General features: G+C 43.3%; 19 protein-coding genes. 7 read left to right on the forward strand and 12 right to left on the reverse strand.

Annotated features, from left to right (window positions below):
* Window positions 1-8: 8 nt before the first annotated feature.
* The 4 genes from M1D94_RS15010 to M1D94_RS15025 are packed head-to-tail and all read right to left on the reverse strand — an operon-like array spanning window position 9 to window position 2,774.
* Window positions 9-908 (reverse strand): RluA family pseudouridine synthase, encoded by a 900-nt coding sequence (locus M1D94_RS15010; RefSeq protein WP_175291444.1) that lies wholly within the window; start codon window positions 906-908, stop codon window positions 9-11.
* 14 nt (window positions 909-922) lie between these two features.
* Window positions 923-1,723, reverse strand: coding sequence for an NAD kinase (locus M1D94_RS15015; protein ID WP_003232918.1), 801 nt, complete (start codon window positions 1,721-1,723; stop codon window positions 923-925).
* A gap of 18 nt (window positions 1,724-1,741) precedes the next feature.
* A complete protein-coding gene (gene yjbM, locus M1D94_RS15020) occupies window positions 1,742-2,377 on the reverse strand; it encodes a GTP diphosphokinase (RefSeq protein WP_003245294.1) in 636 nt (211 codons plus the stop codon).
* 28 nt (window positions 2,378-2,405) lie between these two features.
* Window positions 2,406-2,774: a UPF0738 family protein gene (locus M1D94_RS15025; protein WP_003232922.1), complete on the reverse strand. Its 369-nt coding sequence runs from the start codon at window positions 2,772-2,774 to the stop codon at window positions 2,406-2,408.
* A gap of 124 nt (window positions 2,775-2,898) precedes the next feature.
* On the opposite strand from M1D94_RS15025, the gene M1D94_RS15030 reads away from it, so the two are divergent.
* From M1D94_RS15030 to M1D94_RS15050, 5 genes are all read left to right on the forward strand, one after another.
* Window positions 2,899-3,471, forward strand: a complete 573-nt coding sequence (locus tag M1D94_RS15030; protein ID WP_103803610.1) for a CYTH domain-containing protein — start codon at window positions 2,899-2,901, stop codon at window positions 3,469-3,471.
* A 14-nt stretch (window positions 3,472-3,485) separates the two neighbouring features.
* The gene (cwlQ, locus tag M1D94_RS15035; protein ID WP_249848280.1) at window positions 3,486-4,220 is read left to right on the forward strand and encodes a bifunctional muramidase/murein lytic transglycosylase; all 735 of its coding nucleotides are present in this window, start codon (window positions 3,486-3,488) and stop codon (window positions 4,218-4,220) included.
* Between the two features lie 254 nt (window positions 4,221-4,474).
* Window positions 4,475-4,873 (forward strand): globin domain-containing protein, encoded by a 399-nt coding sequence (locus M1D94_RS15040; RefSeq protein WP_003232928.1) that lies wholly within the window; start codon window positions 4,475-4,477, stop codon window positions 4,871-4,873.
* Window positions 4,870-5,769 (forward strand): protease adaptor protein SpxH, encoded by a 900-nt coding sequence (gene spxH, locus M1D94_RS15045; protein WP_003245184.1) that lies wholly within the window; start codon window positions 4,870-4,872, stop codon window positions 5,767-5,769. Before M1D94_RS15040 ends, spxH begins: the two co-directional genes overlap by 4 nt.
* Window positions 5,770-6,082: 313 nt before the next feature.
* Entirely contained in the window at window positions 6,083-6,250 is a 168-nt protein-coding gene (locus M1D94_RS15050) for a hypothetical protein (protein WP_003244944.1), read from the forward strand.
* Window positions 6,251-6,287: 37 nt separating this feature from the next.
* On the opposite strand, the gene pepF is transcribed toward M1D94_RS15050, so the two are convergent.
* Window positions 6,288-8,117: an oligoendopeptidase F gene (pepF, locus tag M1D94_RS15055; RefSeq protein ID WP_003245178.1), complete on the reverse strand. Its 1,830-nt coding sequence runs from the start codon at window positions 8,115-8,117 to the stop codon at window positions 6,288-6,290.
* Window positions 8,118-8,346: 229 nt separating this feature from the next.
* Entirely contained in the window at window positions 8,347-9,468 is a 1,122-nt protein-coding gene (gene coiA / locus M1D94_RS15060) for a competence protein CoiA (protein ID WP_237984014.1), read from the reverse strand.
* 73 nt (window positions 9,469-9,541) lie between these two features.
* On the opposite strand from coiA, the gene M1D94_RS15065 reads away from it, so the two are divergent.
* Window positions 9,542-9,664, forward strand: a complete 123-nt coding sequence (locus tag M1D94_RS15065) for a hypothetical protein (protein WP_124059721.1) — start codon at window positions 9,542-9,544, stop codon at window positions 9,662-9,664.
* Here M1D94_RS15065 and mecA read toward each other — a convergent pair.
* Together mecA and M1D94_RS15075 are read right to left on the reverse strand one after the other, a co-directional pair.
* Window positions 9,659-10,315: an adaptor protein MecA gene (mecA, locus tag M1D94_RS15070; RefSeq protein ID WP_456270270.1), complete on the reverse strand. Its 657-nt coding sequence runs from the start codon at window positions 10,313-10,315 to the stop codon at window positions 9,659-9,661. The genes M1D94_RS15065 and mecA overlap by 6 nt on opposite strands.
* The gene (locus M1D94_RS15075; protein ID WP_119122854.1) at window positions 10,282-10,422 is read right to left on the reverse strand and encodes a hypothetical protein; all 141 of its coding nucleotides are present in this window, start codon (window positions 10,420-10,422) and stop codon (window positions 10,282-10,284) included. The genes mecA and M1D94_RS15075 overlap by 34 nt, the downstream gene beginning before the upstream one ends.
* 169 nt (window positions 10,423-10,591) lie before the next feature.
* Here M1D94_RS15075 and M1D94_RS15080 point away from each other — a divergent pair, with 169 nt between their 5' ends.
* Window positions 10,592-11,248: a TerC family protein gene (locus M1D94_RS15080; protein WP_101501995.1), complete on the forward strand. Its 657-nt coding sequence runs from the start codon at window positions 10,592-10,594 to the stop codon at window positions 11,246-11,248.
* 45 nt (window positions 11,249-11,293) lie between these two features.
* Here M1D94_RS15080 and spx read toward each other — a convergent pair whose 3' ends face one another.
* The 4 genes from spx to oppF all read right to left on the reverse strand — a co-directional run bounded on the left by spx (window position 11,294) and on the right by oppF (window position 14,853).
* A complete protein-coding gene (spx, locus tag M1D94_RS15085; protein WP_014476435.1) occupies window positions 11,294-11,689 on the reverse strand; it encodes a transcriptional regulator Spx in 396 nt (131 codons plus the stop codon).
* A gap of 180 nt (window positions 11,690-11,869) precedes the next feature.
* Window positions 11,870-12,448, reverse strand: coding sequence for a GNAT family N-acetyltransferase (locus M1D94_RS15090; protein WP_003224597.1), 579 nt, complete (start codon window positions 12,446-12,448; stop codon window positions 11,870-11,872).
* A gap of 163 nt (window positions 12,449-12,611) precedes the next feature.
* Entirely contained in the window at window positions 12,612-13,829 is a 1,218-nt protein-coding gene (locus tag M1D94_RS15095; protein WP_072175656.1) for an MFS transporter, read from the reverse strand.
* Between the two features lie 106 nt (window positions 13,830-13,935).
* Window positions 13,936-14,853: an oligopeptide ABC transporter ATP-binding protein OppF gene (gene oppF / locus M1D94_RS15100; protein WP_003239287.1), complete on the reverse strand. Its 918-nt coding sequence runs from the start codon at window positions 14,851-14,853 to the stop codon at window positions 13,936-13,938.
* Between the last annotated feature and the right edge of the window lies 1 nt (window position 14,854).

Raw genomic sequence — 14,854 nt, forward strand, 5'->3', positions numbered from 1 at the left:
GGAGAGAATCAATGATTCTCTCCTTTTATCAGTTTTCTCATATCCTGAGGCAGTGGAGCATGAAACGTCATGTTCTCCTGTGTCAGCGGATGGATAAACGAAAGATGCTCGCTGTGCAGAGCCTGCCGGCCAATTTCCTGTCTCGTTCCGCCGTACAGTGTATCGCCGCACAACGGGTGCCCGAGATAACTCATATGAACACGAATTTGATGGGTTCGTCCAGTCTCAAGCTGCAACGTCACCGAGGTCATATCGTCATTTGCACATGTGACGTAAAAATGCGTAACAGCCTTCTGGCCGTCTGGCGTTACCGTCCGTTCAATTATACTGTCAGGATGTCTGCCAATCGGAGCATCGACTGTTCCCTCCATCTGTGCCATCCGCCCGTGAACCACTGCCGCATACCGGCGTTTCACAAGGCCGTTTTTTTGCGCAGACGATAAAATGGAGTGGGCAAATCGATGCTTGGCAACAAGCATGACACCTGATGTATCCCGGTCTAACCGGGTGACAAGATGAACTGTCGCCCTCACTCCGGTTGATTGATAATGATCAATAATTCCATTGGCAATGCTGCCGGAGGAGTGCTCTCTCGAAGGGATTGATGACACATACGGCTGCTTGTTTATCACAAGCACATGTTCATCCTCATAAAGGATATCGAGCGGAACAGGCTCTGCCAACAGCGTCTCGCTCACCTGCTCCTCAGGAAACTTCACGATAAGAAGATCTCCCTCTTTCAAAACGTATTTGACCGTCACATGCTCACCGTTAATCTGCAGGTCGCCCCCGCCAAACTTAATATCGGTCAGCAGACGTTTTGAAATTCCCAGTTCACTGGCATATTCCTTTACAGTCATCCCGTCCTCAGCGGAAGTAATGTTCTTTCTGATAAAAAAATGCTCCACGATATGTCCTCTTTCTATTCACCTTTTCCAATAAACGAATCCTGGACTCTTTTCCAAAATGGAAACGGACGGAATCTCGCAAACCGCACTTTTTCGGATGCAACTTGGCAGCGGATCGACTTTACATCCTTATGGAGAAGGGTTAAATGGTCAATCGTCACTTGAAAGTCAACTTCGTTTCTCGGCTTAATCATGCAATCATGATGGGATGGGAGAAGCAGAGGTGACCCCACCGTACGGAACACGCGGTTATTAATTGAAGCCATTTCCGCAAGCTGGATCGCCCTGATAGACGGATGGATAATCGCTCCGCCCAGCGCCTTATTGTAGGCTGTGCTGCCTGATGGAGTTGACAGGCAGAGGCCGTCGCCCCGGAAGGTTTCAAAGAGCTGCCCTTTGATTTCCACATCAGCAACAAGGCTTCCTTCGATGCTTTTAATCGTACATTCATTCAAAGCTAAGTATCTTTCTTCCCGCTCGTTTTCGTGATAGGTCACAATGACTTCGAGAAGCGGATATTCGACTGTATGATACGGCGTTTTCGCGATGGCAAGAACAAGTTTTTCAATTTCATGAGGAACCCAGTCGGCATAAAAACCCAGATGACCTGTGTGAACGCCGACAAATGCTGTTTTGTCCAAGCGGTCGCTGTATCTGTGAAAAGCATACAAAAGCGTTCCGTCGCCTCCGACTGAAATAACGATTTCCGGTTCATTTTCATCCAGTTCCATATCAAAATCCAATAAATACGCCTGTATTTTGCTTTTCAGCGTATCAGAAACTTGATCTCCTTTTGATGATACGGCAAATTTCATGCTCTTCTTCCCCTTTACCTATTGTTGCTCGCTTCCTTTTTTCTTTCTTGAAAAGGCAGCTTGAGCTTCCTGTACTTCACCCCTGATCTCCGACATCTCTTCATCAAGCCGGGAAGCCGCTTCAGAAGCGCGCTGAAGCCTTAGTTTTACTTTTTCAGGAATGTTTCCGCTGTATTTATAATTCAATGAATGCTCAATGGTCGCCCAAAAATTCATCGCCAGTGTACGGATCTGTATTTCTACGAGAACATGCTTTTCTCCGGATACCGTCTGCAAAGGGTACAGCACAACAAGATGGTATGATCGGTATCCGCTCTCTTTATGTTCCGCAATATAATCCCTCTGATCCACAACGGTGAAATCTTTTCTGGCAAAAAGCATCTCTTTTACGATTTGGATGTCATCGACAAATTGGCACATGATTCTAAGGCCAGCAATGTCCTGCATGGTTTCAATTTCATGCAGCGGTATGCTTTTCCGTCTCGCTTTTTCAAGTATGCTCGCCACAGGCTTGACGCGTCCGGTCACAAATTCGATCGGTGAATGGTCGTCCTCGTATTCATATAGTGTACGGATCCCCTTGAGCTTCACTTTCAACTCTTCGACAGCCTGGCGGTACGGCACTAAAAAACGCTCCCATTGTTTGTCATCCATCATACATCCCCCAATTCCGAACCAGTTTCTATAAAAACACGCGTTTCACTTTTTCTTCCATTTCTTCTCCATAGTTTGCATTATCTTTTATATTTTCTAAAAGATATTCCAGCTCCTCATGCAGGCCTGCCAGTTCAATTGTTTGGTCTCCTGCCTCTAAAACAACCGGTATTTTTTGTGCATGGGCCTGCTTCAGTTCCGGCCATACATGTTCCTTTATAATGACATATTCAAAAGAATCAGCTAATTCAAGTATGTATACAAAAGCAAAGTGGTCAGAATCAACAAGCATTTGACCTGACGGCTTGCGTTCCGCTTCGTTTCCTTCTGTCTGACAGGCGAGGCGAAGCTGATCATCCGATAATGTTGCATTCAAAATTTCGATTCTGTTTTGCATAATGCTCTCCTTTTTTAAACAAAGTACAGATTCATTTTATCATATCGAGCTCGATATTGATAAACCTAACATCTAAAGAGATAATAGTAAAAATAAGATTTACAGGGCGGAAAGGAAGAGCATCATGAGCCAGGAAATTGAAATCGAATTTAAAAACATGCTGACCAAACAAGAATTCAAAAACATAGCAGCGGCACTCCAGCTGACAGAAAAAGATTTTACAGATCAAAAGAATCATTATTTTGATACAGACAGCTTCGCGCTGAAACAAAAACATGCTGCGCTTCGTATCCGCAGAAAAAACGGAAAGTATGTCCTTACATTAAAGGAGCCGGCTGATGTGGGGCTTCTGGAAACGCACCAGCAGCTTTCAGAGATATCAGATCTCGCTGGATTTTCAGTTCCCGAGGGCCTCGTGAAGGACCAGCTGCACAAGCTTCAGATCGATACGGATGCCATTCAATACTTTGGATCTTTAGCAACAAACCGTGCGGAAAAAGAAACAGAAAAAGGCTTAATAGTTTTAGACCACAGCCGATATTTAAATAAAGAGGACTATGAAATTGAATTTGAGGCGGCGGATTGGCATGAGGGCAGACAAGCCTTCGAAAAGCTGCTTCAGCAATTCAGCATTCCTCAGCGCGAAACCAAAAATAAAATTCTGCGTTTTTATGAAGAAAAACGAAAGTCTATATAAGGTGGAATGACATCGTGAATGTAACGAATTGGGCAGCTTTACTTCAGCTTCAGGCACTACAGTCCATATCTAATGCACGCAGCAGCTCGGACAATCAGAATACGGAAAGCCCGCTTTCAAGTTTCAGTTCTTTGCTCAGCCAATATACAAACGGTCTGGCATCTCAGCAATCAGCACCTTCTTCATCGCCAAGCCCGCTCAGCATGCTGAACAGCGCGAATACAACAGCGCCGCCACTGCTTTCAGCGTATGGGCTTAACTCATATACAAGCAGCAATTCAGGTTCAATCACAAAAGCGGCAGAAAGCACTAAAACAGCTGCTGCAGATTCAGCTTCAAACAAACATGGAGCAAATCAGATCAGTTCGGGAGACTTTTCTATTGACAGTGCGATTAAAAAAGCCGCTGATAAATATGGCGTTGATGAAAAACTGATCCGTGTCGTCATCAAACAGGAATCAGGCTTTAATGCAAAAGCGGTCAGCGGAGCAGGTGCGATGGGCCTCATGCAGCTGATGCCGTCAACAGCAAGCTCACTTGGCGTTTCCAATCCGCTTGATCCGCAGCAAAATGTGGAGGGCGGAACGAAATATTTAAAACAAATGCTGGATAAATACGACGGCAATGTGTCTATGGCATTAGCGGCTTACAACGCCGGACCGGGGAATGTTGACCGATACGGAGGCATTCCTCCTTTCCAAGAAACGCAAAACTATGTAAAAAAAATAACTTCAGCTTATTACGCGTAACCAGAGGTGCTCTTTCCCTCTGGTTTTTTTGCGAAGTGAAATCTTACGCATTCCTGATTTTTATGTGATATGATATGAAATACAAACCCCGGCTGTCAGCCGAAATGAGTCATCAAACGCATAAAAGGCAGTTTGTTTGTAGAAATGATGCCTTGTTGCTAAAATAAATCTAGATGAAACAATGAAATACAGAAAATTACTTTTTGCAATAGGATTTATGATTCCTATTAGCCATATTTAAAGGAGTAGTCAACATGGGACAATCGTTTAACGCACCTTATGAAGCGATTGGAGAAGAACTTCTATCGCAACTTGTTGATACTTTTTATGAGCGTGTCGCGTCTCATCCTTTGCTGAAGCCGATTTTTCCAAGCGATTTGACAGAAACCGCTAGGAAACAGAAGCAATTCTTAACTCAGTATTTAGGCGGGCCTCCGCTTTATACCGAGGAGCACGGCCATCCTATGCTCAGAGCAAGGCATCTTCCCTTTCCAATTACAAACGAGAGAGCTGATGCGTGGCTCAGCTGTATGAAGGACGCAATGGACCATGTAGGGCTGGAGGGCGAAATTCGTGAGTTTTTGTTTGGCCGGCTGGAGTTGACAGCAAGGCATATGGTGAATCAAACGGAAGCGGAGGATCGATCATCTTGACAAACTATCAGCATGAGCTATACTTCGCCCATTGCCACGGTCATCCAAAAAAACCGCTTGAAATTTATATGTTTGTAGACCCTTTATGTCCAGAATGCTGGTCCTTAGAGCCCGTCATCAAAAAGCTAAAAATCAGATACGGACGTTTTTTCACCTTACGCATTATCGCTTCCGCAAGCCTTACCGCTTTAAATAAAAAGCGAAAAAAGCATCTTCTCGCAGAAGCATGGGAAAAGATCGCGAGCCGCTCTGGCATGTCATGTGACGGCAATGTCTGGTTCGAACAGGATCAGCCGCTTTCATCGCCTTATATGGCTGCTCTCGCTTTTAAAGCAGCCGAATTGCAAGGACGAAAAGCCGGCATGCAATTTCTCAGAAATATGCAGGAGAGCCTATTTGTTTCAAAGAAAAATATTACGGATGAAAACGTGCTTTTGGAGATTGCTGAAAATACAAGTCTCGATCTTGAAGAATTCAAAAAAGATCTGCATTCTCAAAGTGCGGTCAAGGCGCTTCAATGTGACATGAAAATTGCTGCTGAGATGGATGTTTCTGTTAATCCGACACTGACGTTTTTTAATACGCAGCATGAGGATGAAGGGCTTAAAGTTCCTGGCAGCTACTCATATGATGTATATGAAGAAATTTTATTTGAGATGCTTGGCGACGAGCCGAAGCCGTCGGAAACACCGCCTTTAGAATGTTTTATTGAATATTTCCGCTTCGTTGCCTCGAAGGAAATTGCTCTTGTATATGACCTGAGCCTTGAAGAGGTAGAAAAAGAAATGAAAAAACTGGCGTTTGCTAAAAAGGTTGCCAAAGTGGAAGCCAAACACGGAATGTTTTGGAAGTCTCTCAGCACTTATTCTGATGAATATCAATCATGTGAAAAATAGCCGCAGGCGTGCATATGCTTGAGGCTGTTTTTTTACGCCATAACCAAACATATGTTCTGTTTTTAGCACTAAAGAAACCGCGCCGGGATAAGCGCGGTTTCATATGTCTTAACGACAACAAAGGGGATGGGAGAAATTTTTCACGGTCAAACAAAGGGGTAATGTTTGTTTGTGATCAATTTCACATCCTTATGATAACAAAAGATGTCGACTTTTGACAACCTCTATGCTTAATGTTCATATTTTTGTCACAAAACATAACGAAGTGCATTCACTCATATCCTTATAAGGAAAAAGGACGAGGAGGACCGCCATGATGTCTACTTTGATCTCAATTGTGTGCATTGCTGTTTTTTTCTGCTTGAATATCTTAGGCATGATGCATATGCTGCCGCTTTATATTACCTCTCCTCTGCTGTTTCTGTCTATTTTGTTTACCCTCTACCGCTTGAATCACCGAAAAACCTTTAAAGGGTTTTAAAAAAGCCTGTGCGTCATTTCCGCACAGGCTTACTTTTTTAAGACTGCTTGACTTTCATCAGCAGCTCTTCCATTTCATCAAGTTTTTCTTCAAACATTTTGCACGCGGCTTCGATTGGCTCTGGAGACGTCATATCAACACCCGCTTTTTTCAGGACATCAATCGGGTATTGTGAGCTTCCCGCTTTCAGGAAGTCAATATAACGGTCAACCGCCGGCTTTCCTTCCTTCAAAATCTGGCTGCTTAATGCTTGGGCAGCGCTGTACCCTGTCGCATACTGATACACATAGTAATTGTAATAGAAGTGCGGAATACGCGACCATTCAAGGCCGATTTCCTTATCAATCACCATGCCGTCTCCAAAATACTTTTTATTCAGGTCGTAATAGACATTTGTCAGAAGCTCAGGTGTAAGCGGCTCGCCTTCTTGCGCCTTTGTATGGATCAGATGTTCAAATTCAGCGAACATCGTTTGTCTGAAGACCGTTCCCCTGAAGCCCTCAAGCATATGGTTGAGAATATATAAGCGCTGTTTTTCATCCTCTAAATTGTTCAGCAAATATTCGCCAAGGAGCGCTTCATTTGTCGTAGAGGCAACTTCCGCGACAAAGATACTGTAATTGCCATATGGATAAGGCTGGTGCTTTCTCGTATAGTAGCTGTGTACGGAATGTCCAAACTCGTGCACGAGCGTAAAGAGATTATTGACGTTATTATGCCAGTTCATCAAAATATACGGATTCGTGCCGTAAGCTCCTGATGAATAAGCCCCATTGCGTTTGCCTTTATTTTCGTAAACGTCCACCCAGCGGTTTTCCAGTCCTTCTTTTAGGATAGAGGCATATTCTTCCCCTAAAGGTGCAAGGCCTTTCAGCATGTAATCTTTGGCTTCCTCGTATGTCACCTTCATCCCAGCATCTTTCACAAGCGGTGTATACAGGTCATAGATATGCACTTCATCAAGCTCAAGCACTTTCTTTCTTAGCGCGATATAGCGGTGCAGGAGCGGCAAATGCTTATTAATCGTCTTAACAAGGTTATCGTAGACTTCCTCAGGAATACTGTTGTTAGAAAGCGCAGCCTCACGCGCTGACTTGTACTTTTTCACTCTCGCGTAGAAGTTGTCCTTTTTCACAGTGCCGCTAAGCGTCGTGGCCATTGTGTTTTTATATTGTCCGTACGTTTTATACACTGCGTCAAACGCATTTTTGCGGACTTCACGGTTTTCACTTTCCAAGAAATTAATAAAGTTACCGTGAGTGATCTGTTTTTCATTCCCATCTTCGTCTTTAATGGACGGGAACGTAATATCTGCGTTATTTAACACGCTGAATGTATTTGAAGATGACCCAAGTACCTCGGAAGCTTCAGCAAGCAGCGCCTCTTCCTTCTCGCTCAGCACATGCGGACGTTCCTTTGTAATCTCCTCAATCGCATGAGAGTACAGCTTCAACTCTTCTTTTTCAAGAATGAACTGCTGCAGTTTGTCTTCTTCTATGGATAAAATCTCCGGAACCAAATAAGCTGTCGCGCTTGCAGCCTGTGTATACAGGTTTCCCGCCTTGTCATTCAGCCCCTGGTAAAAGGAGTTCCCAGTATCCTGGTCTGAGCGCATATGCGCATATGTGTACAGCCTACCTAGCCGCTCCATCACTTTATCTTGATACGTAAGAGCCTCGTATAAATGATCAGCTGAATCTGCCAGCTTTCCTTTATACTTAGATAAATTCGGAATTAATTCTTTTACAGCTTGAAATTCTTTATTCCAGGCCTCATCACTAGGAAAAATATCCTCAAGTCTCCATGTGTCTTCTGCCTTTACCTCACTTCTGTCAGGCAGTTGGTTTGCTTTTTTTTCCTCAGCCATGGTGATCCCCCTCGTCTTCTTTGATTCAAGCCAATTGAAAAAACAGCTGTTTCTCAATAAACTTGTGTTGTGAATATCTTCCGGTTTTTCACTGCCTTTTGTCAAATCATATGCAGTAATGAAGAGAACGAATGCCAAAAAAGCAGTAAAAACACGAAAAACCTTTCCTTTTGTGCCTTTCACAGCCTGCCCACCACCTTTGTCTTAGGGTGAGCCAAATAAGACAAACTCATTCTATAAAACAGCTGCGGTCTCTTTCTATGAGATCCTGCATGGAGTGTATGCCGCCTGCAGGCTGATTCAGCACATATACTTCTTTCTGAGTCTCCCTTAAAAATCCCTTCTTGCACAAAAAATCAATATACTGTTTAACCGCTTCTGAAAGACACTCTTCGCTGCATTCAAACCTGAGTGCAATGTTCTTATTATGAATGTGCAGTTTGCACTGCTGCAAAACGGCTGAAAAACGAATTGGCGCACGTTTACCTCCAAGATCCGTCATAAACAAATAAAGAAACCCCTGCCACACAAAAACCGGACTCTTAAAAACTGCCCCTTTTCTAACAGGAACAAACACTTCAGTCGGCAGAAAAGAAAAAGGCGTCTGCCGTTTCTCATAAAACAGCAGCCTAAGGCGATTTATTTCCTTTGAGTTAAACCGATGGGGTTTATGGCGAAAACGGTGAATCGCTTTCGTCCAGCCTGAATATTGAATTGAGGGTTTCGGTTCAGTGAAAAAAAGATCGTCTGCACCTGCCCGATGGATAGGGATCGTTTGGACTGAGGAATAAGAATGGTTTGTGTAGAATGGAATGATGTGGCTGAGCCGGAGAAAAGAACGCCTTTCAGGACAATAACATATCAGCTCTCTGTATGGACTTGCATTGATAAACTGCCAATGAAAAGCTGAAAGCTGATAAAAGGACGAAGCAGTCCGTTTTAAGCGGCTGTATCCCATAATCCACTGCGGGATGATTCCTTCTTGTTTGAAGCCCTCTGTCCGCTTTTGAAAGACATCTGGAGCGATAGTGGCGCATTGATATTCAACAGCAAGCATATGCTCCTTGATCCTTGCCATGACGTCCGGTCTTTGGTTGATTGTCCTTATATACGGCTCCAATATTGGCGAAGCCCGTTGTGTTTTCAGCCATACATACAGCTGTCTTTTTCCTTCTAAGTGGTAGGCGCTTTCCGGTTCGATGTCTATGGAGCAGGACTTGTTCTGTTTATGGGCAAAATGCGGCGCTTTTTGAAGTCCGAGCTTCACAGCTAGCTCTCCCCCGCATACCGGACAGAAGAACCGTCTCCGCTTTAATTTCTGGTTTTGCTGAGCGCCTAGAAGGTGAAACAGTTGGCCGTCTTCAGTCACAGCACTAAACAATTGTCATCTCTCCTTTCCAGATGAAGTATACTTTCTGGAAAAGATGATCAACTCCTGTTCGCTGTATTTTCTGCTTGTCTATATGTTTTTGACTTTTCACATCTCTAAAATGGCATTTTCGTGCATAAAAAAAACCGATTTCCGGAAGGAAATCGGTTTGCTATGATGCAAAGTGTTTTTTTATCGTTTCTAGAGCATGCTCTGAAATAATCAGCTTGCCGTACTCTTCAAGACGGTGTATGCTGATTGAGGATTCAGTTGCGTACTCCAGCAGGATGCTTAGCTGATTTTCAACCTCTTCATCAGTCATATTGTAAAAATCTACATATAAATAATATCGGTTCTCAAACGAATATAAAGTCGTTTTGCTTCCGTTAACGTTCAAATTAGATAGAGAAATAACATCCTCAAAATCGCCAAATCGCAAGACAAATTGAAGCTTTTGCTCCTTCTCTTCCTGATTGACGGCTTGCTCTTCTTTCTGGAAATCATCCAGCAAGGCGTCAAGATCCTCAGATGCTGGTTCTTGCTTTTTATCCTCAGGAATCGGCAGTTCGAGCTTTTGTCCGTCTTTGGAAAGCTGGGCTTTTGTGACGATGATTTCTAATCCTTTGTCCAGTGCCTGAACTTGAATCCAAAGTGGGCCTTCCACAGCGAATTCCTCTTCTTCATGAACTTCATCCATGACTTCCCAGAAAAGTTCTTCACTGCGCTCACGGTTATACCAAATTTCTTCTCTGTCAAAACCGCGATCTTCAATATCTCCGTAAGACATATAAAATTTTACTGTATGCTCGTTAATTCTTTCAATTTCCATTTGCCAACCTTCCCTTCTATATAAGATGTTGAAGGGACATCTAAGCTCCCGATTAATTGTACTTTACTACACTTTACCCATTCCGTCCACATCTTAACCTTAACCAAGGCCAGTGTGAATTCCTTTGTATTTCTATTTTATGATAAAACAGTCACAAAAGAAATAAAAATGCACCTTTGCCTAAAAAACGGCAGATCAGGCGGCTGATATCATAAAATATGACCTGTCTCATATAGTAGTAGTACAAGCGAAGGACTGAAAGCGAGGTGCCGCTTCATGGAGCATGACTATCTGATTTCTCTGCTTGTCATTGTTGGGATTGACCTGATCCTCGGCGGAGATAACGCGGTTGTTATTGCCATGGCCAGCAGACATTTGCCGGACAAGCAAAGACAGCAAGCCATTATTCTCGGAACATTTATTGCCGTTGCCATGAGAATCGGATTAACAAGTGCAGCAGTATATCTTTTGAACATTCCGTTCTTGCAGTGCGCCGGCGGAATTTTCCTGCTGTATTTAGGATATCAGCTGCTGATTGAAAAAAAAGACACGAAACACATTAAAAGCAGCACCTCCCTGTGGAGAGCGATACGAACGATTGTGCTTGCAGATCTCTTTATGTCGCTGGACAACGTCATCGCAGTTGCGGGAGCATCACACGGTGAGTTTTCTCTCGTTGTTATAGGTTTGTGTGTATCGGTTCCGGTTATTATTTGGGGCAGCAAACTCATCCATATTGCACTAGAGAAAATACCGCTTCTGATTTACGCGGGAAGCGGGCTGCTTGCTTTTACTGGCGGAGAAATGATTGTCAGAGACAAAAAGCTGTCGCTTTTTATGGCGCAGCACGACACAGTTGAAACGCTCCTCCCCATTTTGACGGTTGCGTTTGTCATTCTTGCGAGCATTTATTACCAGCAGGTTGAAAAATAATAAAAGAAGGCTGATGACTCAGCCTTCTTTTGATGATACGATCTATTAGTTTGCCAAACGCTGTGCTTCTCTTAATTGGAAAGAGCGAACTTTTCTTGGCAGGAAACGTCTGATTTCGTCTTCGTTATATCCGACCTGCAAACGTTTTTCGTCAATGATGATCGGACGGCGAAGCAAACCTGGATGCTCGTTGATCAAGCGGTACAAATCTTGCAGCGGCATAGATTCAACGTTCACATTCAGTTTTTGGAATACTTTTGAACGGGTTGAGATGATTTCATCTGTTCCATCCTCAGTCATTCGAAGAATTTGTTTTATTTCATCAATTGATAAAGGTTCAGAGAAAATGTTTCTTTCTACAAATGGAATATCGTGCTCCTCGAGCCACGCTCTCGCCTTTCTGCATGAAGTACAGCTTGGTGATGTGTATAGTGTAACCATTCATCTTCACTCCTCTAATTAGTAGGATGAACATCTATTTTATTCTTAAATTGAAATTACTCTAAAAAAGGAATCTTTACAGGTATTATACTATAAAAAAGTAAGTGTGAACAGTATCCTAAGAAAAAAATGTGTCAATCCAGCAAATTTTTAATGTTCATGATATGTTCTAATTCTCAATTAGCTTAACTGATCGAAAATATTTTTTTGTTTTTCTTCATCAATGAGTTTCAGGACTTCATCCGTTTTTTCGTACGATTCCCCGTACCATTTCTCGTCTTTATAAGTATGAATGTTTTCATATGTTTGTTTCATGGCTTCAAGAATTTCTTCTTCTGATTCTGTTTTTGGTGACCAGTACAGAATCTCCATCTTGTTTACTTCATTCGTAGCCAATGACCGGCGCCGGTACCCAATTGACTGAGCATGCTTGAAATGCTCTCTTTGATAAAACCTCAGGCGTTTTTCTGTATCAGTATCATCTTCATCCACAGGTTCCACCTCGAGCAATATGGGCTTATTTTTCTTTTTCAGCTTCGCGATCAATTTGCCGCCAAGCCCCTGCCCTCTTGCATCCTTAGACACATACAGATAATCAACGAAGATAAAAGAATCGAATTCCGCAAACATTAAAATATGATGTTTGCCTTCATCTTTATGATAAATATCGCTTCGCTCTTTCAGAAGAGCTTCCATATGCGCTTTTGATTTCATTTCTTCAATTGGAAAGTACTCGCTAAGCTTTTCATACCAGTTCATTGATTTGCTCCTTATGAGTTCGTTGTCTTCATACTTTTAGATATACCCCATTTCTTCTTGTTTAAACAGCCTTACATCTATAAAGACGTGCGAACTTCCGCCATGGTTTCATTTTTTTTCAGCAAAAACGGAGCCAGCTGCTCCGTTCATTTTGAAGTGTATCTCATTGAACTCGGTTTTCCCGCCTGTAATGAATCAGGCGGGGCTGCGCCAGTGCAATCAGAAATGTCATGATATATAATGCAGCAGCCGCGATAAAAGCTATTTTCGCACCAGCAGCATCAGCCACTAGCCCCATAATGGAGTAGGTGACGCCTGACCAAGGAGTCAAAATCGCATTTTTTGCAGCCATGATTCCGATTCGTTTCTGCTCGGGAATAACCTCCTGCAGCATGGTTTCCTGGCAAATATCACGCACCTGATAAAAAGGCCCCATTGCAGCACAAGCCAGAGCGCATAAAAATGGGACTGGAGAAAATGAAAACAAAAGGGTCAGCGCCGACATTACAAGCGAGCTGAACATAATGGCATAGCCCATATTCCGCTCAAAAAAAGAAGAAAAACGAATGGCAATCACACTGCCGACAATTGCGCCTATAAAATAGGAAGCGTTAAACATCCCCCACCACACCTCTGTTTCATGCAAAACAGCCGCAGTAAATGCGAGGAGAATAGCAGATGACCATACGGAACCCGCCAAAGCTTCTATCATGTCCATTACAGTAATGTCTCTTACAATAGGGATGATCATTAAATCCTTCCATATACTTCTGACAGATGCTGTTTCAGCAGTTCCTGCATCCTCTTCTTCATTAACATGCAGCACACTGATGGAAGCTCCCGATAGAACAAACAGGCAAATGGCAGCGCCGACAACGAGTTCAAAAGGGATGGCGTACGTCAGAAGGCCTCCAAGGCCCCAGCCTGCTGTTAAGAACAATTGATTCGAGAGGGAGATCACACCATTCGCTTTTACATATTGCTTCTTTGGAACAATAATCGGCAGCAGCGCAAATCTTGCCGGCTGAAAAAAAGCGCCCGCGAAGGAAAAACAAAACACAAACAGCAGCGTAATCCAAAAGAATGCCTGTCCGTGATGAGTGACGCTGTATGCCATCAGGGTTGTAAAGACCGCTCTCAGCAGATTCGCTCCCGCAAGCACCTTTTTAAAACCGAGAATGCGAAGCACCGGAGAGACGCAAAAGCTTGCTGCTATACTCGCAAACGACATGAACGATAAAATAAGGCCCGCCAAAAAAACGGAGTCAGTCATTTGATAGACCCGGACCATTAAAACGATTGTGGCGAGGACTCCTGCTAGAGATTGAAAAGATTGAGACAGCAATAGCGCAAAAACATTTTTGTTATGCAGAAATTGAATCGTATTTCGCCTCCGCTTTTTCCTCTAATTGTAAATGTTATCATTCTCACTTTCTATGAGGACGCAAAAAAATCCTTCAAGAGAAATCTCTTGAAGGATTGATGAATCATGAAAAAGCTTTAAATTCGGCTTCCGTGCACATCACAAAATGTCCCGGTTTGACTTCACGGAATTCCATCGTTTCCCCATCCTTTAATTGATGGACAGATGGATCATATTTCTGGCGAACGCGATTTCTCTCATAGTCCGGATCAGGAAGCGGAATCGCAGAAAGCAATGATTTTGTATATGGGTGAAGCGGATTTTCATAAAGCTCATCTGCCGGCGCAAGCTCAACCAGTTTCCCGAAATACATGACGCCAATGCGGTCACTGATGTATTTGACCATCGATAAATCGTGGGCAATAAACAGGTATGTGAGCCCTTTTTCTTTTTGCAGTTCTTTCATTAAATTCACGACCTGCGCTTGAATGGATACATCCAAAGCGGAAATCGGCTCATCCGCGATAATGAATTCCGGATCAACAGCAAGCGCTCTGGCAATCCCGATTCTTTGGCGCTGGCCGCCGGAAAATTCATGAGGATAGCGGTTCGCGTGTTCCTTGTTCAATCCCACTGTTTCCAATAGTTCATGAACTCGCTGCATCCGCTCTTTTTTCGTTTTTGCCAGCTTATGAATATCAAGGCCTTCAGCAATAATATCAGCAACTGTCATTCTCGGATTCAGGGATGCATATGGGTCTTGGAAAATCATCTGCATTTTGCGGTTGAATTCCAGCAGCTTTTTCCGCGATTTTTTCCCGTGCACATTTTCACCGTTAAACAGCACCTCACCATCGGTTGCTTCGTACAGCCTGATAATGCTTCGGCCTGTTGTCGATTTACCGCAGCCAGATTCACCAACCAGCCCTAATGTTTCACCTTTATAGATATCAAATGATAAATCATCTACAGCCTTAACGGTTCCTCTCGGCGTGACAAAGTGCTGTTTTAAATGTTTGATTTCTAATAGTTTTTCAGTCAAT

The organism is Bacillus sp. JZ109 (genome assembly GCF_053903135.1).

Bases quoted from the DNA above. Each gene is read 5' to 3' on its own strand.
- M1D94_RS15050 (WP_003244944.1), top strand. From the start codon at position 6,083: ATGATGTCTACTTTGATCTCAATTGTGTGCATTGCTGTTTTTTTCTGC.
- mecA (WP_456270270.1), bottom strand. From the start codon at position 10,315: ATGGAAATTGAAAGAATTAACGAGCATACAGTAAAATTTTATATGTCT.
- M1D94_RS15030 (WP_103803610.1), top strand. From the start codon at position 2,899: ATGAGCCAGGAAATTGAAATCGAATTTAAAAACATGCTGACCAAACAA.
- M1D94_RS15080 (WP_101501995.1), top strand. From the start codon at position 10,592: ATGGAGCATGACTATCTGATTTCTCTGCTTGTCATTGTTGGGATTGAC.
- M1D94_RS15025 (WP_003232922.1), bottom strand. From the start codon at position 2,774: ATGCAAAACAGAATCGAAATTTTGAATGCAACATTATCGGATGATCAG.
- yjbM (WP_003245294.1), bottom strand. From the start codon at position 2,377: ATGGATGACAAACAATGGGAGCGTTTTTTAGTGCCGTACCGCCAGGCT.
- M1D94_RS15090 (WP_003224597.1), bottom strand. From the start codon at position 12,448: ATGAACTGGTATGAAAAGCTTAGCGAGTACTTTCCAATTGAAGAAATG.
- M1D94_RS15065 (WP_124059721.1), top strand. From the start codon at position 9,542: ATGATCAACTCCTGTTCGCTGTATTTTCTGCTTGTCTATATGTTTTTG.
- M1D94_RS15040 (WP_003232928.1), top strand. From the start codon at position 4,475: ATGGGACAATCGTTTAACGCACCTTATGAAGCGATTGGAGAAGAACTT.
- M1D94_RS15015 (WP_003232918.1), bottom strand. From the start codon at position 1,723: ATGAAATTTGCCGTATCATCAAAAGGAGATCAAGTTTCTGATACGCTG.
- pepF (WP_003245178.1), bottom strand. From the start codon at position 8,117: ATGGCTGAGGAAAAAAAAGCAAACCAACTGCCTGACAGAAGTGAGGTA.
- spx (WP_014476435.1), bottom strand. From the start codon at position 11,689: ATGGTTACACTATACACATCACCAAGCTGTACTTCATGCAGAAAGGCG.